24 protein-coding genes are annotated in these 23,412 nt (G+C 68.6%); 10 read left to right on the forward strand and 14 right to left on the reverse strand.

From position 1 onward, the window contains the following. Nucleotides 1-110: 110 nt before the first annotated feature. From FBZ88_RS23770 to FBZ88_RS23810, 9 genes are all read right to left on the reverse strand, one after another. On the reverse strand, nucleotides 111-2,582 hold the full coding sequence (locus FBZ88_RS23770; protein ID WP_246138828.1) for a sensor histidine kinase: 2,472 nt from the start codon (nucleotides 2,580-2,582) through the stop codon (nucleotides 111-113). A gap of 205 nt (nucleotides 2,583-2,787) precedes the next feature. Then, complete coding sequence (gene ahcY / locus FBZ88_RS23775) at nucleotides 2,788-4,083, reverse strand: adenosylhomocysteinase (protein ID WP_145619573.1); 1,296 nt, start codon at nucleotides 4,081-4,083, stop codon at nucleotides 2,788-2,790. Between the two features lie 259 nt (nucleotides 4,084-4,342). Beyond that, a complete protein-coding gene (locus FBZ88_RS23780; RefSeq protein ID WP_145610894.1) occupies nucleotides 4,343-4,783 on the reverse strand; it encodes a type II toxin-antitoxin system VapC family toxin in 441 nt (146 codons plus the stop codon). Further along, nucleotides 4,780-5,076 carry a FitA-like ribbon-helix-helix domain-containing protein gene (locus FBZ88_RS23785; protein WP_145619574.1) on the reverse strand — a complete coding sequence of 99 codons (297 nt, stop codon included), beginning with the start codon at nucleotides 5,074-5,076 and terminating at the stop codon, nucleotides 4,780-4,782. The genes FBZ88_RS23780 and FBZ88_RS23785 overlap by 4 nt, the downstream gene beginning before the upstream one ends. A 205-nt stretch (nucleotides 5,077-5,281) precedes the next feature. After that, nucleotides 5,282-7,075 carry a phosphoenolpyruvate--protein phosphotransferase gene (gene ptsP / locus FBZ88_RS23790; RefSeq protein WP_244410759.1) on the reverse strand — a complete coding sequence of 598 codons (1,794 nt, stop codon included), beginning with the start codon at nucleotides 7,073-7,075 and terminating at the stop codon, nucleotides 5,282-5,284. A 7-nt stretch (nucleotides 7,076-7,082) separates the two neighbouring features. Next, complete coding sequence (locus FBZ88_RS23795) at nucleotides 7,083-7,385, reverse strand: HPr family phosphocarrier protein (RefSeq protein WP_145610891.1); 303 nt, start codon at nucleotides 7,383-7,385, stop codon at nucleotides 7,083-7,085. A 3-nt stretch (nucleotides 7,386-7,388) separates the two neighbouring features. Next, a complete protein-coding gene (locus tag FBZ88_RS23800; RefSeq protein WP_145619575.1) occupies nucleotides 7,389-7,790 on the reverse strand; it encodes a PTS sugar transporter subunit IIA in 402 nt (133 codons plus the stop codon). Continuing rightward, entirely contained in the window at nucleotides 7,787-8,701 is a 915-nt protein-coding gene (gene rapZ, locus FBZ88_RS23805; RefSeq protein ID WP_145619576.1) for an RNase adapter RapZ, read from the reverse strand. Before rapZ ends, FBZ88_RS23800 begins: the two co-directional genes overlap by 4 nt. Next, nucleotides 8,698-9,162, reverse strand: coding sequence for an HPr kinase/phosphorylase (locus FBZ88_RS23810; RefSeq protein ID WP_145619577.1), 465 nt, complete (start codon nucleotides 9,160-9,162; stop codon nucleotides 8,698-8,700). Before FBZ88_RS23810 ends, rapZ begins: the two co-directional genes overlap by 4 nt. Nucleotides 9,163-9,654: 492 nt before the next feature. On the opposite strand from FBZ88_RS23810, the gene FBZ88_RS23815 reads away from it, so the two are divergent. The 4 genes from FBZ88_RS23815 to katG all read left to right on the forward strand — a co-directional run bounded on the left by FBZ88_RS23815 (nucleotide 9,655) and on the right by katG (nucleotide 14,628). After that, entirely contained in the window at nucleotides 9,655-10,746 is a 1,092-nt protein-coding gene (locus FBZ88_RS23815) for a patatin-like phospholipase family protein (RefSeq protein ID WP_145619578.1), read from the forward strand. A gap of 63 nt (nucleotides 10,747-10,809) precedes the next feature. Further along, on the forward strand, nucleotides 10,810-11,037 hold the full coding sequence (locus tag FBZ88_RS23820) for a hypothetical protein (protein WP_088872341.1): 228 nt from the start codon (nucleotides 10,810-10,812) through the stop codon (nucleotides 11,035-11,037). Nucleotides 11,038-11,267: 230 nt separating this feature from the next. Continuing rightward, the gene (locus FBZ88_RS23825) at nucleotides 11,268-12,155 is read left to right on the forward strand and encodes a hydrogen peroxide-inducible genes activator (RefSeq protein WP_145619579.1); all 888 of its coding nucleotides are present in this window, start codon (nucleotides 11,268-11,270) and stop codon (nucleotides 12,153-12,155) included. Nucleotides 12,156-12,384: 229 nt separating this feature from the next. Continuing rightward, complete coding sequence (katG, locus tag FBZ88_RS23830) at nucleotides 12,385-14,628, forward strand: catalase/peroxidase HPI (RefSeq protein ID WP_145619580.1); 2,244 nt, start codon at nucleotides 12,385-12,387, stop codon at nucleotides 14,626-14,628. Nucleotides 14,629-14,698: 70 nt separating this feature from the next. Here the strand turns inward: katG and FBZ88_RS23835 are convergent, their stop codons facing one another. The 5 genes from FBZ88_RS23835 to FBZ88_RS23855 all read right to left on the reverse strand — a co-directional run bounded on the left by FBZ88_RS23835 (nucleotide 14,699) and on the right by FBZ88_RS23855 (nucleotide 18,663). Further along, nucleotides 14,699-15,340: a phosphoribosylanthranilate isomerase gene (locus tag FBZ88_RS23835; RefSeq protein ID WP_145619581.1), complete on the reverse strand. Its 642-nt coding sequence runs from the start codon at nucleotides 15,338-15,340 to the stop codon at nucleotides 14,699-14,701. A 127-nt stretch (nucleotides 15,341-15,467) separates the two neighbouring features. Continuing rightward, nucleotides 15,468-16,187 (reverse strand): orotidine-5'-phosphate decarboxylase, encoded by a 720-nt coding sequence (gene pyrF, locus FBZ88_RS23840; protein WP_088872346.1) that lies wholly within the window; start codon nucleotides 16,185-16,187, stop codon nucleotides 15,468-15,470. 96 nt (nucleotides 16,188-16,283) lie between these two features. Then, nucleotides 16,284-16,850, reverse strand: a complete 567-nt coding sequence (gene thpR, locus FBZ88_RS23845) for an RNA 2',3'-cyclic phosphodiesterase (RefSeq protein ID WP_145619582.1) — start codon at nucleotides 16,848-16,850, stop codon at nucleotides 16,284-16,286. Nucleotides 16,851-16,875: 25 nt separating this feature from the next. Further along, nucleotides 16,876-17,913, reverse strand: a complete 1,038-nt coding sequence (locus FBZ88_RS23850; protein WP_145619583.1) for an aldo/keto reductase — start codon at nucleotides 17,911-17,913, stop codon at nucleotides 16,876-16,878. Between the two features lie 90 nt (nucleotides 17,914-18,003). After that, nucleotides 18,004-18,663 (reverse strand): arylesterase, encoded by a 660-nt coding sequence (locus tag FBZ88_RS23855; protein WP_145619584.1) that lies wholly within the window; start codon nucleotides 18,661-18,663, stop codon nucleotides 18,004-18,006. 76 nt (nucleotides 18,664-18,739) lie between these two features. On the opposite strand from FBZ88_RS23855, the gene FBZ88_RS23860 reads away from it, so the two are divergent. The 6 genes from FBZ88_RS23860 to FBZ88_RS23885 are packed head-to-tail and all read left to right on the forward strand — an operon-like array spanning nucleotide 18,740 to nucleotide 23,308. Continuing rightward, a complete protein-coding gene (locus FBZ88_RS23860) occupies nucleotides 18,740-19,450 on the forward strand; it encodes an ABC transporter ATP-binding protein (protein WP_145619585.1) in 711 nt (236 codons plus the stop codon). Nucleotides 19,451-19,457: 7 nt separating this feature from the next. Next, the gene (locus FBZ88_RS31420; RefSeq protein WP_145619586.1) at nucleotides 19,458-22,019 is read left to right on the forward strand and encodes an ABC transporter permease; all 2,562 of its coding nucleotides are present in this window, start codon (nucleotides 19,458-19,460) and stop codon (nucleotides 22,017-22,019) included. A gap of 41 nt (nucleotides 22,020-22,060) precedes the next feature. Beyond that, nucleotides 22,061-22,366, forward strand: a complete 306-nt coding sequence (locus FBZ88_RS23870) for a BrnT family toxin (RefSeq protein ID WP_088872352.1) — start codon at nucleotides 22,061-22,063, stop codon at nucleotides 22,364-22,366. Next, entirely contained in the window at nucleotides 22,347-22,661 is a 315-nt protein-coding gene (locus tag FBZ88_RS23875; RefSeq protein ID WP_145619587.1) for a BrnA antitoxin family protein, read from the forward strand. The genes FBZ88_RS23870 and FBZ88_RS23875 overlap by 20 nt, the downstream gene beginning before the upstream one ends. Before the next feature lie 9 nt (nucleotides 22,662-22,670). Next, complete coding sequence (locus FBZ88_RS23880) at nucleotides 22,671-22,958, forward strand: nucleotidyltransferase family protein (protein WP_145619588.1); 288 nt, start codon at nucleotides 22,671-22,673, stop codon at nucleotides 22,956-22,958. After that, nucleotides 22,958-23,308 carry a HepT-like ribonuclease domain-containing protein gene (locus tag FBZ88_RS23885; RefSeq protein WP_145619589.1) on the forward strand — a complete coding sequence of 117 codons (351 nt, stop codon included), beginning with the start codon at nucleotides 22,958-22,960 and terminating at the stop codon, nucleotides 23,306-23,308. Before FBZ88_RS23880 ends, FBZ88_RS23885 begins: the two co-directional genes overlap by 1 nt. Nucleotides 23,309-23,412 lie beyond the last annotated feature (104 nt).

Below are 23,412 nucleotides of genomic sequence, written 5' to 3' on the forward strand. Positions count from 1 at the left end.
GGCCTCTTGCCTGCCACCGCGTCTGGTAGCTTACCCGACGCGGCCTCATTCAAGTTACAAGGATAGCCAAGGCCACGGATGTGGCCGCCCGGCGCTTGAGGAACATCACTCTAAACCGCCATTACGGCATTCTGCCGCAATGGCAGGTGACACTGGATCAGCGTGCCCTGGTCGCTGTCGCTGATCTCCACATGGCCGCCGTGCAGCTCGACGAAGCTTTTCACCAGTGACAGGCCCAGGCCGGCGCCGGCGGGATGGTTCTGCACCTCGCCGCGCTCGAACTTGTTGAACACGCGCTGGCGGTCGGCGGCGGGGATGCCGATGCCGGTGTCGCTGACCGATAGCACCATCTCCGGCCCCCCCTCCCCCATCTGGCGCTTGGCCGACAGGGTGACCTGGCCGCCTGGCGGCGTGAACTTCACGGCGTTGCTGACCAGGTTGTACAGCGCCTGCTTCAGCCGGCGCTCGTCGGCGTCGAGGTTGCCGATGTCGGACGGCACCTGCACCAGCAGGGTCACATCCTGCTTGCGCGCCCAGTCCAGGGTCAGGCCCGACACCGCCTCCAGCAGCTGGCCGACATCCACGGGGGAGCGGTCCAGGGTCATGAAGCCGGCCTCGATGGTGGCCAGATCCAGGATGTCGTTGATCAGGGCCAGCAGGCGGCGGCTAGCCTCCAGGACGCCCTTGGTGTAGTCCGCCTGGCGTTCGTTGAGCGCGCCGAAATACTGGTTATTGAGGATTTCGGCGAAACCCATGATGGCGTTCAGGGGCGTGCGCAGCTGATAGGAGACGTTGGCGATGAATTCCGACTTCAGTCGATCGGCGGTCGCCAGCGCTTCATTGCTGGCGCGCAGCGCCTCTTCCACCCGCACGCTGTCGGTGATGTCCAGCACGCTGATCAGCACGGCGCCGTCGGGCAGCGGCACGTTGGACACGTCGACGATGGACCGGTCGGTGCGCTCCAGTCGGCCGGCGTAGCTGGACCGTTCCAAAAGGTCGGCGATCATGGTGCGCCGGCGGGCCGGCCAGTCGCCGTCGTGGTCCAGCAGGGGTTGCAGCTTGTCGATCACCTGGGTGATGTGCGGCTCGCCGTTCAGGTCCGGTCCCTTCAGCCGCCAGATGCGGGCGAAGGATGGGTTCCACAGCTTCAGCCGGCCGTCGCCGCCGAACACCGCCACCCCTTCCGCCAAATTGTCCAGCGTCTCCTGCTGCACGGCCATCAGGGTATTGTAGGAGGATTCCAGGGCCAGCGCGTTGGTCACGTCCTCCAGCACGAACATCAGGCCGCCGAAGGGGTGGGGCACGGCGATGGTGCGCAGGGTCGTGCCGTCCGGCAGGTGGGTCAGGTCCTCGCGTGGCTCCGTCAGGTTGGTGAATTGGGCCAGCTGCGCGCGCTTCCACCGGGGGAAGTCCACCTCCTCCTGCAGGCGCCGGCGGCTGCGCAAATCCTCCAGCACCTCGCCATAGCTGGGCTCGGTCTCCAGCCAGCTCTCGTCCAGGCCCCACAGCCGGGCGTAGGAGCGGTTGTGGAACTTCAGCTTGGTGTCGGCGCCATAGATGGCGATGGCGGAACCCAGATGCTCCAGCACGTCGGCATGGGCGGCGATGTGGCGCTCCAGCTCCGACGACAGTTCCTGCTCGCGGGTGGTGTCCAGCGCATGGCCCAGTAGGGCGGCGCCCCCCTCCAGCGGCATCTCCAGCGGCGTTTCCGTCAGGCGCAGCAGCTGGCGCTGGCCGGCGACGATGACATGGCGGCTTTCCCAGGCCGGCTGCCTGCTTGACAGGGCGCGGGCGGCCAGCGACTGGCCGGCACCGGGACCGGTGACCAGCTCCACGCCCTGCGCCACCACTTCCTCCGGCGGCACGCCGACCGCCGTGCCGTAGGCCTGGTTGCACCAGGCCAGCGCTCCGTCGGCACGCCGCATCCACAAGGGGAAGGGCAGCAGGTCCAGGGCGGCGCGGAACTGGGCCAAGCCCTCCTCCGCCACTTGGCGGCGCCGCTCCTGGGCCTTGGCGTCCGCCGTGGCCGCGGTGACGTCGCGCAGCCACAGCACACTGATTGCCGACGGCAGATCGCCCCCATCGCCGGGGGCCACGGGCGGCACAACCCGGCGGCCGATCGCCAGCAGGCTGCGGCGGCCCTGATGGCAGGCCAATTGGCGGGTGAAGGGGGTGCCACCGGTGTCCAAAGCGCGCAGCGCCTGACGCAAAGCCTCATCATCCGGCGTGGTGAAGGCCTGCGCGATCTCATCCGGGCGGCTGCCAGGCTGCGGGTCGGGAATGCCAAGCCAGGCGCCGGCGCTGGCGCTGGTGCCGATGACGCGGCCGTCCTGCCAGGCCACCCATTCATCGGGGCAACCGGCCAGCAAGGCGTCGGCCCGCACCGCCTGAGCTTCGACCCGGCTGCGCTGGCGGGTAAGGCGCGTCAGGCAGACACCCACCGCCACCAGGCTGGCGGCCGACCCCGCCAGCACCAAGGACAGCGGCAGGTCGGGAAATCCCAGGCGCAGGCACGGAATCCCGGGCGCGGCCAGGGCGGCGACAGTCAGCGCTAGAGGCAGGGTGGTGGCGTTCTTCGGCATGACGCGCGAATCTTAGTTAATGACGAGGTGGGTGCCAAGCCAACGGAAGGCTACGTTTTCGCGGCAAACCCTTGCCTCACCAAACAAAGCTCCCTCCCAGGGCGTTCCCGTGCCTGGCCCACGCCTGGCGCGCCCAAGGAAAAGGCCGGGCGCGACGGCCCGGCCTTTCCCTGAAACCGCTGGAACCAGGGGCCCCGCGTTCTTCTCAATAACGGTAGTGATCGGGCTTGAACGGGCCCTGCGGGCTGACGGCGATGTACTCCGCCTGCTTGTCGGTCAGGGTGGTGAGGATGGCGCCGATCTTGGCCAGGTGTAGGCGGGCCACCTTCTCGTCCAGGTGCTTGGGCAGCACATAGACCTTGTTCTCGTACTTGTCGGCGTTGTTCCACAGCTCGATCTGGGCCAGCACCTGGTTGGTGAAGCTGGCGGACATGACGAAGCTGGGGTGGCCGGTGGCGCAGCCCAGGTTCACCAGGCGGCCCTTGGCCAGGACGATCAGACGCTTGCCGTCGGGGAACACCACCTCGTCCACCTGCGGCTTCACCTCTTCCCACACGTAGTTGCGCAGGGCGTCGATCTGGATTTCGCTGTCGAAGTGGCCGATGTTGCAGACGATGGCCCGGTCCTTCATCTCACGCATGTGGTCCAGCGTGATGACGTCGACGTTGCCGGTGGCGGTGACGAAGATGTCGCCCAAGGGGGCGGCCTGTTCCATCGTGACGACCTGATAGCCTTCCATGGCGGCCTGCAGGGCATTGATGGGGTCGATCTCGGTCACCATGACGCGGGCGCCCTGGCTGCGCAGCGAGGCGGCGGACCCCTTGCCCACGTCGCCGTAGCCGCAGACCACGGCCACCTTGCCGGCCATCATGACGTCGGTGGCGCGCTTGATGCCGTCCACCAGGCTCTCGCGGCAGCCGTACAGGTTGTCGAACTTGGACTTGGTGACGCTGTCGTTCACGTTGATGGCCGGGACCTTCAGCGTGCCCTTCTTCATCATCTCATACAGGCGATGCACGCCCGTGGTGGTCTCTTCCGACAGGCCGCGGATGTCGGCCAGCATCTCGGGATACTTGTCGTGCAGGATCTGGGTGACGTCGCCGCCGTCGTCCAGGATCATGTTGGGGGTCCAGCCGTCCGGGCCGCGCAGCGTCCGCTCGATGCACCACCAGAACTCCTCCTCCGTCTCGCCCTTCCAGGCGAAGACCGGGATGTTGGCGGCGGCGATGGCGGCGGCGGCGTGGTCCTGGGTCGAGAAGATGTTGCAGGAGGACCAGCGCACGGTGGCGCCCAGGTCCACCAGCGTCTCGATCAGCACGGCGGTCTGGATGGTCATGTGCAGGCAGCCGACGATGCGGGCGCCTTCCAGCGGCTTCTTGCCCGCATATTCCGTGCGCAGGGCCATCAGGCCCGGCATCTCGGTCTCGGCGATGGTGATTTCCTTGCGACCCCAGCCGGCGAGGCCGATGTCCTGGACTTTGTAATCGGTGAAGGCGGTCATGGGGACGATGCTCCTTTGGTGCCCGGGGGCTTTCGGGGGCGGCAAGACGCGCCGGCGCCCCGGCCTTCCCAGGCTGGATGATGGCCAGGGTGTACCAGCGGACCGCCGCACCAGCAAGCATAAAGATATCTTTATGTGTGTATTTGTTGGGGAGACTCTAGGCCGCGACCGCGGCCGCCGGAGCTTTTCGGGGAGCGCCAGCGGACTGGAAAGCGAGGAAGGCAAGCGGGCGGATGCCCGCGCCCGCCGCCTGAGGGAACTATCTCAAGAACCTCTCCACCTCGTGCACCAGCACGACACGCCCCGCCAAACGGCCGCCCAGGGGGCCGCGCACGGATCGGACCAGGGCCGGGTTGGCGGTGACGTAGACCAGCTGCAGGCCCTGGGCCAGGGCCAGGTACAGGCAATCCTGGGCCGGATGGGACAGTTGCGCCGCCAGGCGCACGGCATCGGCCAGCAGCGGGCGTGACGGCATCAGCTCCACCTCCGCCCCTTGCAGGGCCATGGCGGCGGTGGCGGCCTCCACCGCCGTCAGGTCGCCCAGAGCCACCTTGGCGCCCAGCACCTGGGCCAGGTCGCCCATCAGCACGTCGGGCGCCAGCAGGCGGTGGCCCAGCAGGCGGTCGGCCACCGGGCTGGTCGCCTCCGGCACCACCCATTGCAGGGCGACCGAGGCGTCGATGACGAATTGCAGCGTCATGGCTCGTCCCCCGGCCCGGAAATGCCACCCGCCGGAATGGCCTCCGGCAGGGCGGCCCAGGTCTCGGCCCGCGTGGCGGCCATGACGTCGCCGGCAGGGCGGTGGGCGCGATCGGCCAGGGACTGGCGCAGGGAAGAGGCGAGGGCGCGGAAATCCTGCGGCTCATTGGCCAGCGCCTGGCGCAGGATGTCGCGGCACTCGGCTTCCATGGAACGGCCGTGACGGGCGGCGCGCAGCTTCAGGCGGCGCACCAGTTCCTCATCCAGGCCACGGACGGTCAGGGCGGTGGGCATCGGGGTCCTCCCAGGCAATGCCAGCAATGCTGGCACGCCCAAAGGTGAATCAGAGACCCGAACCCCGTCAAGCTATTCGCATTGCCCTCAAGCGCCGGGCGCCGGCGTCCGCCGGCTTGGCTTCCTCGCTTTCCAGTCCACTACGTTCCCCGGAAAGCTCCGGCGGCCACGGTCGTGGCCTAAGCCGCTTGGCGGCATATCGCCGTCAAGCGGCGGCGTCGTTGAAGTCGTCCAGCAGGGCGGCGATGCGGCCCCGGTCGGTCTGGTCCATGATGGTGCGGGCGCGGCGGGTGGCCTCGATCAGGTCCAGCCCGCGCAGGCGGCGCTTCACCAGGGGCAGGTTGTTGGGCGCCATGGACAGCTCGCGAATGCCCAGGCCCAACAGCAGGGCGGTGTAGCGCGGGTCGCCCGCCATTTCCCCGCAGATGGACACGGGGATGCGGGCGCGCAGCGCCGCTTCGGTGGTGAACTGCACCAGGCGCAGCACGGCCGGATGCAGCGGGTCGTACAGGTCGGCCACCTGCTCGTCGCCCCGGTCGATGGCCAGGGTGTACTGGATCAGGTCGTTGGTGCCGATGGCGAAGAAGTCGCAGAAGGGCGCCAGGCCGTCGGCCGACAAGGCGGCGCCCGGTATCTCGATCATGATGCCCAGCTTGGGCAGGGGGTGGGCGATCTTCACCCCCCGGCGGCGCAGGCGGCGCACCACCGTGGCCATGATCTCACGCACGCGCCGCACCTCCGCCACCGAGCTGATCATGGGCAGCAGGATACGCAGGTTGCCGTGCGCCCCGGCGCGCAGCATGGCGGCCAGCTGGGTTTCCAGCAGCTTGGGTTCCTTCAGCGACAGGCGGATGGCGCGCAGGCCCAGGGCGGGGTTGGTGGGTTCGCTGAAATACCCCCGCAGGGCGGTGGCGATCTTCTCCCCGCCGATGTCCAGCGTGCGCGCCGTCACCGGCTTGCCGTCCATGCTGGTGACGATGCGGGTCAGGATCTCCGTCTGCTCATCCTCGTCGGGCAGGTCCTCGCGGTTCATGAACAGGAACTCGGTGCGCAGCAGACCCACGCCCGATGCCCCCACCTCGATGGCGCCGTCCAGCTCACGCGGCAGTTCCAGGTTGGCGTTCAGGGTGACGGAGGTGCCGTCGCGGGTGATGGCCGGCAGCTTGCGCAGGCTTTTCAGCTGCGCCCGTTCGGCCAGCAGCTCGGCCCGGCGGCGGCGGTAGCCGTCCAGCACGTCCGGGCTGGGGTTGACGCAGACTTGGCCGGCGATGCCGTCCACCACCACCGTGTCGCCATTCTGAACGCCCTGCAGCAGGCCCAGGGTGCCCAGCACGGCCGGCAGGCTGAGGGACCGCGCCATGATGGCGGTGTGGCCCTCCGGCCCGCCCAGCATGGTGGCGAAGCCGGCGATGCGGCGCGGATCCATCAGGGCGGTGTCGGCGGGGCTCAAATCCTCCGCCAGGACGATGCAGCCCTCCGGCAGGAAGGAGAAGGCCTGGTATTTGTGCTGCATCAGGTTGCGCAGCAGCCGCTGGCCCACCTCGCGCACATCGGCGATGCGGGCCGCCAGGTAGGCGTCCTCCATATCGGCGAAGCTCTGCGCGATGCTGGTGATTTCCGCCTGGACCGCGGCCTCGGCGTTCACCTTGTCCTGACGGATGCGTTTTTCCACGCCGCGCATGAGGCGGGAGCCCGACAGCATGGCGAAATGGGCGTCCAGCAGGAAGCCGATCTCCTCCGCGGCGCTGTCCGGCAGGCCGGAGGCCTTGGTCTTCAGCTTGCGCACTTGGCGGCGCGCCTTGTCGGCGGCGGTGGCGAAGCGCTGGACCTCCGCCTCCAGTTCGGCCTCGGGAATGGCGTATTCCGGCGCCAGCAGGGCGCTGGCGTCCACCACATGCGCCGGCCCGATGGCGATACCGGAGGAAACCCCCACGCCCCGCAGCAGACGATCGGCCGCCGCCTTCATCGTGCGGCCCCGGCCAGATGCGCGATCGGCCATTTGCCGTTCAGTCCTCATCGAACTTGCGGTCGACCAGGGCGACCAGGGCGTCCAGCGCCTGTTCCCCCTGTGGCCCCCGCGCCCGCAACGTGATGGAGGTGCCGATGGCGGCCGCCAGCATCATCAGGCCCATGATGGACTGGCCATTGACCTGGGTGTCGCCCCGCTCAACCTCCACCTCGGCATCGAATTCCGCCGCCAGCTTCACGAACTTTGCCGCCGCCCGGGCGTGCAGGCCGCGCCGGTTCTGGATCAGCGCCGTGCGCGACGGGCCGAATTCGCCCGCGTTTCCTTCCCCCCCGCCCGTCATGGCTTAGTTGTCCGCCAGCAGAGATGACGCGACGTTGATGTACTTGCGGCCCGCCTCGCGCGCGGCCTGTACCGCGCTCTCCAGCGTCTCGGTCTTGCGCACCGAGGCCAGCTTGATCAGCAGGGGCAGGTTCACGCCGGCGATGACCTCGACCTTGGCGCGGTCCATGGTGCTGATGGCCAGGTTGGACGGCGTGCCGCCGAACATGTCGGTCAGGACCACCACACCGTCGCCGGTGTCGCACTCCGCGACCTTGGCCAGGATGTCTTCCCGCCGCTGCTCCATGTCATCTTCCGGCCCGATGCAGACCGCGCGCACTTGTGCCTGTTCCCCCACCACGTGTTGGAGGGCCAGTATGAACTCCTCGGCCAGGCGGCCGTGGGTCACGAGGACCATACCGATCATCGGGTCTCCCTATTGACGACATGCGCGGGCTCCGGGGACACGCCGGACCGGTCCAATTCCCGGTGGGCGACGCCCACCCGGGAGCCCTGGGTTTGCAACCATGCCGCCAGCCGGTTGGCGACAAAGACGGAACGATGGCGGCCCCCGGTGCACCCCACGGCGATGGTGAGGTAGCGCTTGCCCTCGTTCAGGTAGCGGGGCAGCAGGGGGGCCAGCAAGCGGGTGAGGTTGTCGAAGAAGGCGGGGAAGTCGCCATCCTTCTCGATGAAGGCACCCACGGGCGGATCGTTGCCGGTCAGGGGCCGGAGATCGGGAACCCAGTGGGGATTGTCGAGAAAACGGACGTCGAACACCAGGTCGGCCTCACGCGGGACGCCGTGGCGGAACGAGAAGCTGGTCACGAAGACATGCAACGACGGCGCCGTGTCCAACCGGAAATGCCCGCCCAGCAAACGGCGGACATCGTGGATGGAAAGCTGGGTCGTGTCGACCACCACATCGGCGTTGTCACGCAAGGACCACAGCAGACCGCGTTCCCGGGCGATGCCATCGGGCACGGGCCGGTCGGTGGCCAGGGGATGGGGCCGGCGGGTTTCGGTGTAGCGCCGCTGCAGCGCCTCGTCCGACGCCTCCATGAACAGCAGGCTGACGGTCCGGCCCGTGGCCTTGCGCAACCGGTCCAGTTCCGCACCCACGGCGTCGGCGGAGAAATCGCGGGTGCGGCTGTCGATGCCGATGGCCAGCGGCCGGTCGCTGGCCTGTTCCACCAGATGGGTCAGTAGCGACAGGCGCAGGTTGTCCACCGCCTCGTAGCCCAAATCCTCCAGCGCCTTCAGCGCGGTGGAAAGACCGGCGCCGGACAGGCCGGTGACCACCACCACGGGCGGCCGGGTCATGGGAAGCTCACTCATGCCGCCACCTCCTCGAACGCAGCCGGCACCAGGGGCAGGCCGGCGGCCACGGCCGCCAGGGCCAAGCGCAGGGCGGCGGGGGCGGAGGCGGCGAAGGGCCACAGCGCCACGCGGGGCACGGCCACGCCGGCCAGGGTCACGGCGGCGGGATCGGGCAGGCGGGAAACGGCATCGCGGTCGACCAGATCGACCACGAGGCGCACGAAGGCGGACGGGGTGGCGGGGGCGGGCAGGATGCCCAGTCCGCGCACCTCTATCAGGCCGGCCAGACACTCGGGCGCGGTGGCGGTCAGCAAGGTTCCCGTAGGATCGGCGACAAGATCCACCTGGTCGTCAGCCACCAGCAGGGCGCCCGCATCCACCAGGCGCAGGGCCAAATCGGATTTGCCCGACCCCGACGGCCCCCGAAGGAGGACGCCGGCACCGCCAACACTGACGCAAGTGGCATGGACGCGGATCATGGTCGAGGGAAGGTGCGACCGATGGTCCCCCCTGTCAATGGCATGACGCGTATGCGCGGTCCCCCCGGACCCGCCTGCCCTTACCATCGCCCCCCCGCCTTCCCTTCCCGACCCCGCTGCGATCCCTGCCGTCGCGGCCCCTTCGCCAACCCCCGAAGGCGGATATGGGATACCGATCGCGCCGTCGGTTTTAGCAGAAGCGGCGGGCGGGCGCAAAGTCGGGCCGACATATTCGTTTGGCGGCGCAACATTCGGTGGGGAGATTTGTAACGACGCGTGGCGGCGGACCACGATAGAGTGCCGAGGTCGGGCCGGCCTTCCGCGCAAACGGCCGGACGCGGCGCGAATGCCGCTCTTGGACCAGCGGGGTGCGGCCCCATATCATTGACGCCCCGGGGACGCCGCAAGGCCCGCCACCCAGGGGTATCTTCGCGTTCCGGCCGCCGTTCGGTTGCGCCGCATCATGGATCAACCCAGCGACAAGGTCCCCCGATGCCCGACAGCACGCCTCCCCAAAACCCACCCGGTTCCAACGAGACCACCGCCCCCAAGATGAAAGGGCGCAACGGCCAGCCGCATAAGCGGGTCAACCTGGGCCTGCAGGGCGGCGGATCGCACGGCGCCTTCACCTGGGGCGTGCTGGATCGCCTGCTGGAAGATGGCCGGCTGGAAGTGGAGGCCATCTCCGGCACCAGCGCCGGCGCCATGAACGCCGTGGTCATGGCCGACGGCTATGGCAAGGACGGGCGCGAGGGCGCCCGCCAGGCGCTGCGCACCTTCTGGACCAAGGTGGGGGAGGCGGGACGGAGCTCACCCTTGCAGCGCAGTTGGCTGTCGCGCCTGCGCGGCAGCTGGCGGGTGGACGACAGCCCGGGCTATGCCTTCATCAACCTGATGAACATGGTGGTCTCGCCCTATCAGAGCAATCCGCTGGGCATCAACCCGCTGCGCCGCATCCTGGAAGACCTGATCGATTTCGACCAGGTGCGCTTCGCCGCCGGCATCGACCTCTACCTGTCCGCCACCAATGTGGAGACGGGCAAGGTCAAGATCTTCCGCAATCGCGACATCACCGTGGACGCCGTGCTGGCCTCGGCCTGCCTGCCCCAGATGTTCCAGGCGGTGGAGATCAAAGGGGAGTATTATTGGGACGGCGGCTTCATGGGCAACCCGTCGCTGTGGCCCATCGCGTACGAGAACGAGAGCCACGACATCATCGTCGTGCAGATCAACCCGCTGGTGCGCAAGGGCGTGCCCAAGACGCCGTTCGAGATCGCCGACCGGGTGAACGAGATCACCTTCAACGCCTCGCTGATGCGTGAGATGCGGTCCATCCGCTTCGTTTCCCGCCTCATCGACTCCGGCGACCTCACCTCCGACCAGTACAAGGCCCTGCGCATGCACGTCATCGAGAATGACGAGGCGCTGGCCGACATGCACGCCAGCAGCAAGCTGAACGCCGAGCCGGAATTCCTGCAGTACCTGTTCACCAAGGGGCGGGAGACGGCCGACAGCTGGCTGGCCGCCAATTTCGATAAGGTGGGCGTGGAGACCAGCGTCGACATCGTGCAGGATTATTTGTGAGGTTTGAGGGGCTGCCCATAAGGCCCCTTGGCCCCAGGCCCCCGCCGGCTATATGATCGTGCTATGGTCGAGACCCGCCCCACCACCTCCCGCCTCGGCGGGCTGATCCCCGACGGTTCGGACCGGCACTCCATCCTGGTGCCGCCGCCGGCGCCCACGCGCGCCGTGCAGAAGGCCAAGCCCGGCAACCGCTGGCCCTCGGCCCGTGAGCTGGCCAGCCTGATGGTCAATGGCATCCTGACCCTGCCCGCGCGCTATCGCCGGGGCATGTTCCTGGACGTGCTGATTTAGCTTTCCCCGGCCTTCGTCCCCCGGCCTTCGTCCAAGCGTCGCCCCAGGCGACCACTCCGATCATCTTTATCCGCGAAGCCCGGGCGATCCTCACCCTTGGCTGGCGGGGCTTGGTGCTGATCGCGCGTCCAGGCAAACTGCTCTTCTCTGATTTTTTAATTAGAATAATTCCAATCCTGGCGCTTTGGGACTAGGATGGTGCGGTCACCGTCCCCTTGAAGACGCCACCAATGACCCTGCCCAGCCTCAAGCAACTCCGTTATCTCGTGCACCTGCATGAGCACCGGAATTTCAGCCGGGCGGCCGCAGCGTGCAACGTCACCCAGGCCGCCCTGTCCTCCGGCATCCAGGAACTGGAGTCCCTGCTGCGCCTGCACCTCGTGGAACGCACGCGGCGCATGGTGGCCTTCACCGCCGTGGGCGAGCAGGTGGTGGAAAAGGCGCGCGAGATGCTGCGCGTGGCGCAGGACCTGGGCAATATCGGGCATGGCGAGGGGCCGCTGGCCGGCATGCTGCGGCTGGGCATCATCCCCACGGTGGGCCCCTATCTGCTGCCCCGCCTGCTGCCCAGGTTCGCCAGCAGCTATCCCCTGCTGGAACTGCATGTGCGGGAGGAGTTCAGCGCCAACCTGTGCGCGGCACTGGGCCATGGGGAGTTGGACTGCGCCATCCTGGCCCTGCCCTATCCCTGCACGGCGCTGGACTATGATTTCCTGTTCGATGACCCGCTGATGCTGGCCTTCCATATGGAGGACCCGGTGGGTGGCCACGCCACGCTGCAGGAGGCCGACTGGACGGAACGCCTGCTGCTGCTGCCGGACGGGCACTGCCTGCGCGACCATGCCCTGGCGCTGTGCGGCCGCGCCGACCTGCAACGTCAGGCCATGTCCGCCGCCACGCTGCAGACCCTGGTGCATCTGGTGGACAACAGGCTGGGCGTCACCTTGCTGCCGGAAATGGCGGTGCAGGCCGGCCTGCTGCATGGCCTGCACGTGACCACCCGCACCCTGCCGGATCCGGAGGCCAAGCGCCGCATCGTGCTGGCTTGGCGCAACGGTGCCGCCCTCAGCACCACCTATCAGCGCCTAGCGCAAGCGATTCGCGAGGCGCAGCACTAGGTGGGCATGTCCAACGCCACCACATTGCCGCGCCGCACAAATTATTAATACCTCTGACCTGCCTTATGTTAATAATTATGTCGCCTATCCATTAGCGGCGTTTTTCATTTTTATTTCCTTTATAGATTTTCCCTATAAGAATTATAGAATCAATTAGTTTGTTCCGTGTTTTTCAGCATGTTAGCTGCAGATGCATCCGAGTTCTGACTTTCCCACAAGGGAGATTTCGATGCACACGCGCGCCCTTTCCTTCGCCCTGCTGCTGTCGGCGGCCGTCTCACCACTGGCTCTGGCCTGCACCGCCCATGCCCAGGACAAGCCCCAAATGGACAGGCCCCAAGGGGACAAGCCGATGTCCAACCAGGACTGGTGGCCCAACCGGCTGGACCTCAGCCCGCTGCGCCAGAACGAGGCCGCGTCCAATCCCTATGGCGGCACGTTCGATTACGCGGCCGAGTTCAAGAGCCTGGATCTGCAGGCGGTGAAAAAGGACATCGACAAGGTCCTGACCACACCCCAGGCTTGGTGGCCGGCGGACTACGGCAACTACGGCCCCTTCTTCATCCGCATGGCCTGGCACAGCGCCGGCACCTATCGCGTGGGTGACGGGCGCGGCGGCTCCGGCGGCGGGGAGCAGCGGTTCGAGCCGCTGAACAGCTGGCCGGACAACGTCAACCTGGACAAGGCGCGCCGCCTGCTGTGGCCCATCAAGCAGAAGTACGGGCGCAAGCTGTCCTGGGGCGACCTGATGGTGCTGGCCGGCAACGTCGCGCTGGAGAACATGGGCTTCAAGACCCTGGGCTTCGCCGGCGGCCGCATCGACGAGTGGGAGCCAGACCTGGTGTTCTGGGGGCCGGAGAGGAAGTGGCTGGACGACCAGCGCTTCGACGGCCAGCACCAGCTGAAGGGGCCCCTGGCCGCCACCCAGATGGGCCTGATCTACGTGAATCCGGAGGGGCCCAACGGCAACCCCGACCCCATCGCCGCCGCCAAGGACATCCGCCAGGCCTTCGGCCGCATGGCCATGGATGACGAGGAGACGGTGGCCCTGATCGCCGGCGGCCACACCTTCGGCAAGGCCCACGGCGCGCATGAGGCCAAGTGCCTGGGCAGCGACCCGGCGGGCGCCGGCATCGAGAAGCAGGGCCTGGGCTGGGAGAACAAGTGCGGCACCGGCAACGGCGCCGACACCGTCAGCAGCGGGCTGGAGGGCGCCTGGTCCGCCAACCCCATTGCCTTCACCACCCAGTACCTGGACAACCTGTTCGGCTTCGACTGGGTGCAGACCAAAAGCCCGGCGGGCGCCATCCAGTGGATGCCCAAGGACAAGGGCGCCGGCGAGCTGGTGCCCGACGCGCACGACCCGAACAAGCGCCACCCGCCCATGATGTTCACGACGGACCTGTCGCTGAAGATGGACCCGGGCTTCCGCGCCATCGCCCTGCGCTTCCAGAAGAACCCGGACGAGTTCGCCGCCGCCTTCGCCCGCGCCTGGTTCAAGCTGACCCACCGCGACATGGGGCCCCGCGCCCGCTACCTGGGCAACGAGGTGCCGAAGGAGGTGTTCAGCTGGCAGGACCCCATCCCGGCCGCCGATTACGCCATGATCGACGCCCAAGACGTGGCGCAGCTGAAGGACAAGATCCAGGCGTCGGGCCTGACGGTGCCGGAACTGGTGCGCACCGCCTGGGCCTCGGCCGCCAGCTTCCGCGGCACCGACATGCGCGGCGGCGCCAACGGCGCCCGCATCCGCCTGGCCCCGGAAAAGGACTGGGCCGTCAACGACCCGGCGGAGCTGAAGAAGGTGCTGGCCAAGCTGGAGGGCATCCAGGCCGACTTCAACCGCGCCGCAAAGGGCGGCAAGAAGGTATCGCTAGCCGATCTGATCGTGCTGGGCGGCGGCGTGGGCATCGAGCAGGCGGCCAAGCAGGCGGGCTACACCGTCGAGGTGCCGTTCAAGCCCGGCCGCACCGACGCGACCCAGGCGCAGACCGACGTCGCCTCTTTCGCCTACCTGGAACCGGCGGCAGACGGCTTCCGCAACTACTACGGCCCCCACAACCGGCTGTCCCCAGCCGAGGCGCTGGTGGACAAGGCCAACACCCTGACCCTGACGGTGCCGGAGATGACGGTGCTGGTGGGCGGCCTGCGCGCCCTGAACGCCAATGAGGGGCAGTCCAAGACCGGCGTGCTGACCACCCATCCGGGCACGCTGAACAATGAGTTCTTCGTGAACCTGCTGGACATGGGCACCAAATGGGCGCCGTCCACCAAGACCCAGGGCGTCTACGAGGGCTATGACCGGGCCAGCGGCGCCCTGAAGTGGACCGCCAGCCCCGTGGACCTGATCTTCGGATCGAACGCGGAGCTGCGCGCGGTGGCGGAGGTCTACGCCAGCGACGATGCGAAGGAAAAGTTCGTGAAGGACTTCGTGGCGGCCTGGAGCAAGACCATGGAACTGGATCGCTTCTGAGGTTTTGGGCCAGTCGATATCGACCCGCCATTCGGGGGGCCAGGCATCGCGCCTGGCCCCCTTTTCTCATTCAGGCGCTGCGCACGGCGTCCAGGAAGGCGCGGACCAGAGCCGGATCCTTGTGGCCCGGCCCATCCTCAACGCCCGAGGACACGTCCACCGCCTGCGCCCCGCTCACGCGGATGGCCTTGGCCACCGTGTCGGGGGCCAGGCCGCCGGAGAGCATCCAGGGCTTGGACCAGCGCCGGCCGGTCAGCAGGGTCCAATCGAAGGCGACGCCGTTGCCGCCGGGCAGCACCGCGCCTTTCGGCGGCTTGGCGTCGAACAGCAGGATGTCGGCCACCGGCTCATAGGCCGAGGCTGCGTCCAGGTCGGCGGCGGTTTCCACCTTTAGCGCCTTCATCACCGGCAGGCGGGTGGCGGCACGGATGGCGGCCACCCGTTCCGGCGTCTCCTCCCCATGCAGCTGGATCAGGTCCAGCGGCACCTGGGCCAGGGCCTGGTCCAGGAACTCATCCGTGGGGTCGACGAACAGGCCCACGGTGCGCACGCCGGTGGGCACCATGCGCGCCAGCTCCGCCGCCAGGGGCAGCGAGACGTTGCGTGGCGACTTGGCGAAGAACACCAGGCCGATGTAGCGGGCGCCACCGTCCACGGCCGCCCTCAAGGCCTCGGGATGATTGATCCCGCAGATCTTCGCCTTGACGGGCATGGTGCGTGCTCCTCAAACGCCGGCGCGGCCCTGCGGCCGCTTGGCTAGTCCTCAGTTTCCAGTCCGCTACGCTCCCCGGAAACTTCCGGCGGCCCCGGTCGGGGCCCAGGAGCAATGCGCTAAATTCTCAGGCCGCCAGCTCGGTGACGATGCGCTGCGCGGCCTGGACGGGGTCCTGGGCGTCGGTGATGGGGCGGCCGATGACCAGGTAGGTGGCGCCGGCCGTCACGGCGGCGGCCGGGGTCATGATGCGCTTCTGATCGTTGGCCGAGGCCCACACGGGGCGGATGCCCGGCACCATCAGGGTGAAGTCGGGCCCCAGCTGCCGGCGCAGCACGGCGCACTCATTGGGCGAGCAGACGACGCCGTCCATGCCGGCGACATGGGCCAGATCCGCCAGCAGGGCCACCTGGTCGGCCACCGGCCGGTCCACGCCCACCGAGGCCAGGTCCAGCAGGCTCATGCTGGTCAGCACCGTGACGCCCAGCAGCTTGGGCCGGGGCACGCCCATCTGGGCCGCCGCGTCGGCCGCCGCGTCCACCGCCGCCCGCATCATCGCCGCCCCGCCCAGGGTGTGCAGGGTGATGAAGGCCGGCGCCAGGGGCATGACGGAGCGGATGGCGCCCGCCACCGTGTTGGGGATGTCGTGCAGCTTCAGGTCCAGGAACAGCGGCATGTCCAGGCCCTCGGTCACGGCGCGGATGCCGTCCGGCCCGGCGGCGCAGAAGAATTCCAGCCCCAGCTTGACGCCGCCGACATGGCCGGCCAGCCGTTGGGCCAGGGCGCGGGCCGCCTTGGGCTCAGGCGTATCCAGGGCGACGAAGGTGCGGCGGGCGGGCTGGATCATGGCGGGGCTCGACTCCGGCTATCGAGGGGATTTTAGAGGAGATACGGCATCCGCACCCCGGGCGCATGCGCAATTATGCGCGAGGGGGCCTGCGCGTCAGGGGGCCTCTTCCGCCGGCCGCCAGCCGCCCAGCGGATAGCCCCGCAGCGCATGGTAGGTGCTGCCCTGCCGGCCCAGCACGCTTTCATAAAGGATGAAGCGGTCGACCGGGAACGGCCCCGCCTGGAACAGCCCGTGTTCCTCCATCAGGCGGCCCACGCGGGCCGCCGGTGTTTCCCGGCCCAGGGTGGCCAGGGTGACGTGGGGGCTGAACTTGCGCGTCTCGGCCGCCAGCCCGGCCCGCACCACCGCGCTCTCCACCTTGGCCTGCAGATGGTCCAGCGCCGGTTCGGGGCGCACGCCGGCCCAGAGCACGCGCGACTTCTCCCCCTTGCCGAACTGGCCCAGGCCATCGAGCGCCAGGGTGAAGGCAGGCGCCACCACCAGGTCCAGCGCCTCATCGATGTCCTGGGCCACGCCTTCATCCACCTCGCCGATGAAGCGCAGGGTGAGGTGATAGTTTTCCGGCGGCACCCAGCGGGCCCCCGGCAGGCCGCCGGTGAGGCGGGACAGGGCGTCCCGCACCGCTTCCGGCATTTCCAGGCCCACGAACAGGCGGATCATGACGCTGTACCTTGGGACCCCGTCCTTACGGGCAGGGTGACGGGTTGGACTGGTGCACGGCCTCGATCTCGTCGATCACCGCGTCGCTCAACGTAACGTCGGCCGCGGCGATGTTGCTTTCAAGGTTGGCCATGCTGGTGGCGCCGATGATGACGGCGGTCATGAAGGGCTGGCGCAGGGCGAAGGATATCGCCATCTGCGTCGGGTTCAGGCCGTGGCGGCGGGCAATGTCCAGGTAGCGCGCCACGATGGGGTCGACCACCGGCCCGCCGTAGCGGGACCCGCGGGTATCGATGGCGCGGCGCGAGCCCGCCGGCATGGCGCCGTTCAGGTACTTGCCGCTCAAGGTGCCGCCGGCCAGGGGCGAATAGCCCAGCAGGCCAACCTGCTCGCGCACCGCCACCTCCGCCAGATCGGTGTCGAAGACGCGGGACAGCAGGTTGTAGACGTTCTGGATGCTGGCGATGCGGGGCAGCCCCTGCCGTTCCGCCGCGCGCAGATAGGCCATGACGCCCCAGGCCGTCTCGTTCGACACGCCGATGTGCCGGACCTTGCCGGCCGTCACCAGCTCACCCATCGCCGCCAGCGTCTCCTCGATGGGCACGCCGCCGTCGCTGTACAGCCCTTCCGGCGCGCCCCGGCCGAACAGGGCCAGGGGCCGCTGCGGCCAGTGCACCTGATAGAGGTCGATGTAGTCGGTGCGCAGGCGCCGCAGGCTGGCGTCCACGGCGGCATGGATGTTGGCGCGGTCCAGCCGGTGCTGGCCGCCGCGCACCCAGGGCATGGGACCAGGGCCGCTGACCTTGCTGGCCAGGAAGACCTGGGACCGCCGGCCGGTGGCCTGGAACCAGCTGCCGATGATCTCCTCCGTCCGGCCATAGGTCTCGGCGTTGGGCGGGACGGCGTACATCTCCGCCGTATCGAAGAAGGTGACGCCCCGGTCGAAGGCGTAGTCCATCTGCGCATGGCCTTCCGCCTCGGTATTCTGGCGGCCCCAGGTCATCGTGCCCAGGCAGATGGCGCTGACGGTGATGTCGGTACGGCCGAGACGGCGGTGTTCCATGGGGGGTGTCCTTGAAAGGCGGGAAAAGGTTAACGCCTGTCTACGCGAGGTCAGCTGCGGGGAATAGCCCCGGCGGCGCTGTGAAACCCCCTATTTGCCCGCCGCCGCGCCACCGTTCAGCGTCGTCAGCGCCTTGGCAACCAGGGGCTTCAGCCCCCGGACCATGACGGCCACGCCGTCGCCATTAGGATGCATGCGGTCGGCGATGGTCAGCTTCGGGTCCAGCGCCACGCCGTCCAGGATGAAGGGATAGAAGGGCAGCGCGTACTGCTTGGCCAGGTCCGGGTAAATCTTGTCGAAGGCGGCGACGTAGTCGGCGCCCAGGTTGGGCTGGGCCTTCATGCCGGCCAGGATGGCGGGGACGTGCCGGTCCTTCAGGGTGGACAGGATCTTGTCCAGGTTGGCGCGGGTTGATTTGGGATCGATGCCGCGCAGCATGTCGTTGGCACCCAGTTCCACCACCACCAGGTCCGGCTTGTCACCCAGCATCCAGTCCAGGCCGGCCAGGCCGCCGGCCGAGGTCTGGCCGGAGACGGCGGTGTCACCCACCGTAACGTCGAAGCCGTCCTGGCGCAGCGCCGCCTCCAGCTGGCGCGTCAGCCCCTGGCCGGGCGGCAGGTTGTAGCCGGCCGACAGGCTGTCGCCCAGCACCGCCACCTTCAGCGGCCGGGCCTGGGCGGCGCCCGTCACCAGGCCCAGGGCCAACAGCGGGGCGAGCAGCAGCGAGGCGAGTGGAAAGGAAAGTCGCATTGCCGGTATTCCTGTTGAAATAAAAGGGGCCCGGGCCATATCGGCTGGAGACCTTCAGCCCGAAAGCCACGCGCCCATGCCCCCTGTCCAGCCCGCCCTGGAATTGAACGGCCTGACCCTGACATTGGAAAGCGCCGCCGGGCGCGTCAACATCCTGAAAGGTATCGACCTTTCGATCCAGGCGGGGGAACGGATCAGCATCGTCGGGCCCAGCGGGTCGGGAAAATCATCGCTGATGATGGTCATCGGCGGGCTGGAACGGCCCACCGGCGGCACGGTCACGGTGGCGGACCAGATACTGAACACCCTGTCGGAAGACGCGCTGGCCCGCTTCCGCCGCGATCATGTGGGGATCGTCTTCCAATCCTTCCACCTCATGGCGGCGATGACGGCGCTGGAAAACGTGGCCCTGCCCATGGAACTGGCGGGCGAGGCCGACGCCTTCGACCGCGCCCGCGACGGCTTGGCGGCCGTAGGCCTGTCCCACCGGCTGGACCATTATCCCGGCCAGCTGTCGGGCGGCGAGCAGCAGCGCGTGGCGCTGGCCCGCGCCTTCGCCCCCCGGCCCCGCCTGATCCTGGCGGATGAACCCACCGGCAACCTGGACCAGGAGACGGGGGAGCAGATCATCCGCCTGATGTTCGACCAGGCGCGCCGCCACGGCACCACCCTGATCCTGGTGACCCACGACCCCGGCCTGGCCGCCCGCTGCGACCGCACCATCCGCCTGGCCGACGGCCGGGTGGTGGAGGATACCGCCTTGGCGCGCGCAGCGCTCGCCGACTGAGGCCGCCATGATCACCCTGACCGAACTTAAGCTGGCGGCCCGGCTGGCGCGGCGCGAACTGCGCGGCGGCATCCGGGGCTTCCGCATCTTCCTCTTGTGCCTGGCCCTGGGCGTGGGCGCCATCGCCGCCGTGCAGTCGGTGGCGGGCGGCATCCAGCGGTCCCTGACCCAGGACGGCCGCGCCATCCTGGGCGGCGACGCGTCGGTCCGCGTCCTTTACCGCGAGGCGACGGCGGAGCAGCGCCAGTGGCTGGAGGGCCAGGGCACCGTGGCGGTCACCGCCGACATGCGGGCCATGGCGCGCAAGGCGGCGGACACAGCCGGCGGAGAAGCCGACCTGGGCGCCAGCGGCCTGGTGGAGCTGAAGGCGGTGGACGGCCGCTATCCGCTCTATGGCCGGTTGACCCTGACGGATGGGGGAAGCGACGCACAGACCCGCCTGGCGGCGCGCGACGGCGTCTTCGGCGCCTTCGTCGATGACACCCTGGCCACCCGCCTGTCGCTGAGGATCGGCGACAATCTCGTCGTCGGCGACACGACGGTGGAGGTGCGCGGCATCATCGACCATGAGCCGGACAAGGCCGGGTCGGGCAGCATCGCGCTGGGGCCCCGCCTGATGATCGCGATGGACGCCCTGCCCGCCACCGGGCTGATCCGGCCGGGCAGCCTGGTCAACTGGTCCTACCAGTTGCGCCTGCCCGAGGGCACGGACGCCGCCGCCTGGGCCAAGACCGTGGACCAGACCTTCCCCGACGCCGGCTGGCGGGTGCGCGACTTCCACAACGCCGCCCCGCAGTTGACCCGCTTCATCGACCGGCTGGCCCAGTTCCTGACCCTGGTGGGCCTGACCGCCCTGCTGGTGGGCGGTGTGGGCGTGGGCAACGCCGTGCGCAGCCATATGGACGCCAGCGTCCATTCCATCGCCACCCTGAAATGCCTGGGCGCGCCCGCGCGCCTGATCTTCCAGGTCTATCTGATGCAGATCCTGGCGCTGGCCGGGCTGGGCATCGCCGCCGGCCTGGTGCTGGGCGCCGTGCTGCCGCTGGTGGCGGGGCGCGCGCTGGCGGGCCTGCTGCCCATCACGGCGGAGATCGGCGTCTATCCCGGCCGCCTGGCCCTGGCCGCCCTGTTCGGCCTCACCACCGCGCTGGTCTTCTCCCTCTGGCCGCTGGGTCAGGCGCAGGGGGTGCCGGCGGCGCGGCTGTTCCGCGAGGGATCGGCCGGGCGCCGGGGCCGGCCGCCGGCCCTGGTGCTGGCCGCCCTGGCCTGGCTGGCGGCGGCCCTGGGGTCGCTGGCCGTGCTGACCTCCGTCGACCAGAAGCTGGCGGCCTTCTTCGTCGTCGGGGCGGCGGCGACCCTGCTGCTGTTCTTAGGCGCGGGCACCGGCATCACCCGCCTGGCCCGCCTGCTGCCGCGCCCCCGGCGGCCGGCCCTGCGCCTGGCCCTGACCAACCTGCATCGGCCGGGCAACCTGTCAGGCATGGTGGTGCTGTCGCTGGGCCTGGGGTTGACCGTGCTGGTGGCCGTGGCCCTGATCGAGGGCAACTTCCGCCGCGAGGTGGGGGAGAGCCTGCCGGCCAACGCGCCCAGCTTCTTCTTCGTCGATATCCAGCCCGACCAGCTGGACCAGTTCCGCCGGACGGTCCTGGCCGTGCCCGGCGCGCACGATCTGGAAACCACGCCCAGCTTGCGCGGCACCATCGTGCGGGTGGAGGGCAAGCCGGCGCAGGAGCAGGTGCACGACCCCGACAAGAAGTGGGTGGTGAACGGCGACCGCGGCGTGACCTATCAGGCCGCCGCCCCCGCCGGCGACAAGGTGGTGGCCGGCGCCTGGTGGCCGGCGGACTACAGCGGCGATCCTAAGCTGGCCATCTCCAAGGACGTGGCGCAGGCCTTCGGCATCGGCCCCGGCGCCCACATGACCCTGTCCGTCCTGGGCCGCGAGATCGAGGCGGAGGTAGCGGTGGTGCGCGACCTGGACTTCACCACCCTGGGCATCAACTTCACCCTGGTGATGAGCCCCGGCGTGCTGGAGCACGCGCCACAGACGCATCTGGCAACGGTGCGGGCCCCGGCGGAGGCCGAGGCCGCCATCCAGCGCGCCGTCATCCAGGCCTTCCCCAACATCACCGCCATCCGGGTGAAGGAGGCGCTGGCCACCGTGTCCACCATCATCGTCAACATCGGCATGGCGGTGCGGGTGGTGGCGGCCGTGACCCTGGTGGCCGGCACCCTGGTGCTGGCCGGCGCCATCGCCGCCGGCCACCGGCGCCGCGTCTATGACGCCGTGGTGCTGAAGGTGCTGGGGGCCGTGCGCGCCACCATCCTGCGCACCTTCCTCATCGAATACGGCGCGCTGGGCTTGGTGACGGCCGTCATCTCCGGCGCGCTGGGCACGCTGACGGCCTGGGCCGTCCTGACCAAGGTCATGAACATGAAGTGGGTGTTCCTGCCCCAGACCCTGGTGCTGACTGCCCTGCTGAGCACCGCCATCACCCTGGCGCTAGGCCTGGTCGCCACCTGGCGGGCGCTCAGCCAACCGGCCGCCCCGCTGCTGCGGGAGGAGTGAGGTGCCTTTCCGTATCTACGGATTTGTAGTAACATTTTCCTGTGAAGAAGCGCTTCGTATGGGATCCGGATAAGGCGGCCAGTAACGTCCGCAAGCACGGCGTCACCTTTGGGGCCGCCATCGTCGCTTTTGCGGACCCATTCGCGCTTACCACTCAAGACCGTTTCGAAGATGGCGAGGAGCGTTGGCAAACCCTCGGCATCGCGGAGGGATTCATGCTGCTCATGGTGGCCCACACCATCTGGGAATTGGATGAAAACGGCGAGGAGTTGGAAATCATCCGCATTATTTCGGCCCGCCGGGCCGATCGACAGGAAAGGCGACGCTATGAACAAGAAACTCGTTAGCGTGACCATCGACCTGGCCAATCCCCCACGTTTGAGCGAGGAGGAAAAGGCCCAGTTGAAGGCCTTGGCCGAACGGCCCGAGAGCGAAATCGACTACAGCGACATCCCCCAGACGACGGATGAGTTCTGGAAGAACGCCGTGCGTGGCCGCTTCTACAAGCCGACCAAGACGTCGACGACCGTACGGATCGATTCCGACGTGCTGGCTTGGCTGCGGTCCCAGGGCAAGGGCTACCAATCCCGCATCAATGCCATTTTGCGGCGGGAAATGTTAGCTTCCCTCAAGAACGGCTGAGGGGCGGCGATGAATCAGGAACAGGCGGTCAGCAAGCTGAGGGCCCATGAGGCCGAACTGCACCGGGCCGGCGTCGCGCACCTGTTCCTGGTGGCGGGCGCCACGGCGCCGGAGCACGAGGGCGGCGTCGACCTGTTCCTGGACAGTCACAACCCGCGCTTCAGCCTGATCGAACTGGCGGACATCCAGGACAAGGTGCGCGCCATCCTGGGCCGGCAATCCGAAGTCACCACCCGCGACGGCCTGCACCCCCAGTTGCGCCCGAGGATCGAGGCCGACGCCTTGCGCGTGTTCTGATGATGCGGCGGAGCGTCATTCTGCGCCTGGGCGACCTGCGTGAAATCCTGGATGGGATCAGCGGCATCACCGCCGGCACCGCCTATCCGGAGTTCGCCGAAAGCTGGGGCCTGCAACGCGCGGTGGAACGATCGCTGGAGATGGTGTCGGCCACCGTCCGGCAATTGCCGCCCGACGTGACGGCGGCGGAGCCGGACATCCCCTGGCGCCAGATCGCGGCCATGGGCCAATTGCTGCATCCCCCCGACCGGCGGGTGGCAACCCGCGTGCTGTGGAACAGCGTGCTGGAGCACCTGCCCCCATTGTCGGATGCCATCGACCGCCTGATCGTGCGGGAGGAAGGCCGGTAGGGCCGGAGCTACCTTCAACTCCTATTTTTCCTCTTTTCCATAGGATGCGACCGCATCCGCCGGAAGTTTCCGGACAGCGGCAGCGGACTGGAAACTGAGGACAA

This window comes from Nitrospirillum bahiense (assembly GCF_007828025.1).
Lineage (GTDB): Bacteria > Pseudomonadota > Alphaproteobacteria > Azospirillales > Azospirillaceae > Nitrospirillum > Nitrospirillum amazonense.

Bases quoted from the DNA above. Each gene is read 5' to 3' on its own strand.
- FBZ88_RS23795 (WP_145610891.1), bottom strand. From the start codon at position 7,385: ATGACGGGCGGGGGGGAAGGAAACGCGGGCGAATTCGGCCCGTCGCGC.
- FBZ88_RS31420 (WP_145619586.1), top strand. From the start codon at position 19,458: ATGATCACCCTGACCGAACTTAAGCTGGCGGCCCGGCTGGCGCGGCGC.
- ahcY (WP_145619573.1), bottom strand. From the start codon at position 4,083: ATGACCGCCTTCACCGATTACAAAGTCCAGGACATCGGCCTCGCCGGC.
- ptsP (WP_244410759.1), bottom strand. From the start codon at position 7,075: ATGGCCGATCGCGCATCTGGCCGGGGCCGCACGATGAAGGCGGCGGCC.
- FBZ88_RS23850 (WP_145619583.1), bottom strand. From the start codon at position 17,913: ATGGAACACCGCCGTCTCGGCCGTACCGACATCACCGTCAGCGCCATC.
- FBZ88_RS23860 (WP_145619585.1), top strand. From the start codon at position 18,740: ATGCCCCCTGTCCAGCCCGCCCTGGAATTGAACGGCCTGACCCTGACA.
- FBZ88_RS23815 (WP_145619578.1), top strand. From the start codon at position 9,655: ATGCCCGACAGCACGCCTCCCCAAAACCCACCCGGTTCCAACGAGACC.
- FBZ88_RS23820 (WP_088872341.1), top strand. From the start codon at position 10,810: ATGGTCGAGACCCGCCCCACCACCTCCCGCCTCGGCGGGCTGATCCCC.
- FBZ88_RS23885 (WP_145619589.1), top strand. From the start codon at position 22,958: ATGATGCGGCGGAGCGTCATTCTGCGCCTGGGCGACCTGCGTGAAATC.
- FBZ88_RS23835 (WP_145619581.1), bottom strand. From the start codon at position 15,340: ATGCCCGTCAAGGCGAAGATCTGCGGGATCAATCATCCCGAGGCCTTG.
- FBZ88_RS23855 (WP_145619584.1), bottom strand. From the start codon at position 18,663: ATGCGACTTTCCTTTCCACTCGCCTCGCTGCTGCTCGCCCCGCTGTTG.
- rapZ (WP_145619576.1), bottom strand. From the start codon at position 8,701: ATGAGTGAGCTTCCCATGACCCGGCCGCCCGTGGTGGTGGTCACCGGC.
- FBZ88_RS23800 (WP_145619575.1), bottom strand. From the start codon at position 7,790: ATGATCGGTATGGTCCTCGTGACCCACGGCCGCCTGGCCGAGGAGTTC.
- thpR (WP_145619582.1), bottom strand. From the start codon at position 16,850: ATGATCCGCCTGTTCGTGGGCCTGGAAATGCCGGAAGCGGTGCGGGAC.
- FBZ88_RS23770 (WP_246138828.1), bottom strand. From the start codon at position 2,582: ATGCCGAAGAACGCCACCACCCTGCCTCTAGCGCTGACTGTCGCCGCC.
- FBZ88_RS23880 (WP_145619588.1), top strand. From the start codon at position 22,671: ATGAATCAGGAACAGGCGGTCAGCAAGCTGAGGGCCCATGAGGCCGAA.
- pyrF (WP_088872346.1), bottom strand. From the start codon at position 16,187: ATGATCCAGCCCGCCCGCCGCACCTTCGTCGCCCTGGATACGCCTGAG.
- FBZ88_RS23780 (WP_145610894.1), bottom strand. From the start codon at position 4,783: ATGACGCTGCAATTCGTCATCGACGCCTCGGTCGCCCTGCAATGGGTG.
- FBZ88_RS23785 (WP_145619574.1), bottom strand. From the start codon at position 5,076: ATGCCCACCGCCCTGACCGTCCGTGGCCTGGATGAGGAACTGGTGCGC.
- FBZ88_RS23810 (WP_145619577.1), bottom strand. From the start codon at position 9,162: ATGATCCGCGTCCATGCCACTTGCGTCAGTGTTGGCGGTGCCGGCGTC.
- FBZ88_RS23825 (WP_145619579.1), top strand. From the start codon at position 11,268: ATGACCCTGCCCAGCCTCAAGCAACTCCGTTATCTCGTGCACCTGCAT.
- katG (WP_145619580.1), top strand. From the start codon at position 12,385: ATGCACACGCGCGCCCTTTCCTTCGCCCTGCTGCTGTCGGCGGCCGTC.
- FBZ88_RS23875 (WP_145619587.1), top strand. From the start codon at position 22,347: ATGAACAAGAAACTCGTTAGCGTGACCATCGACCTGGCCAATCCCCCA.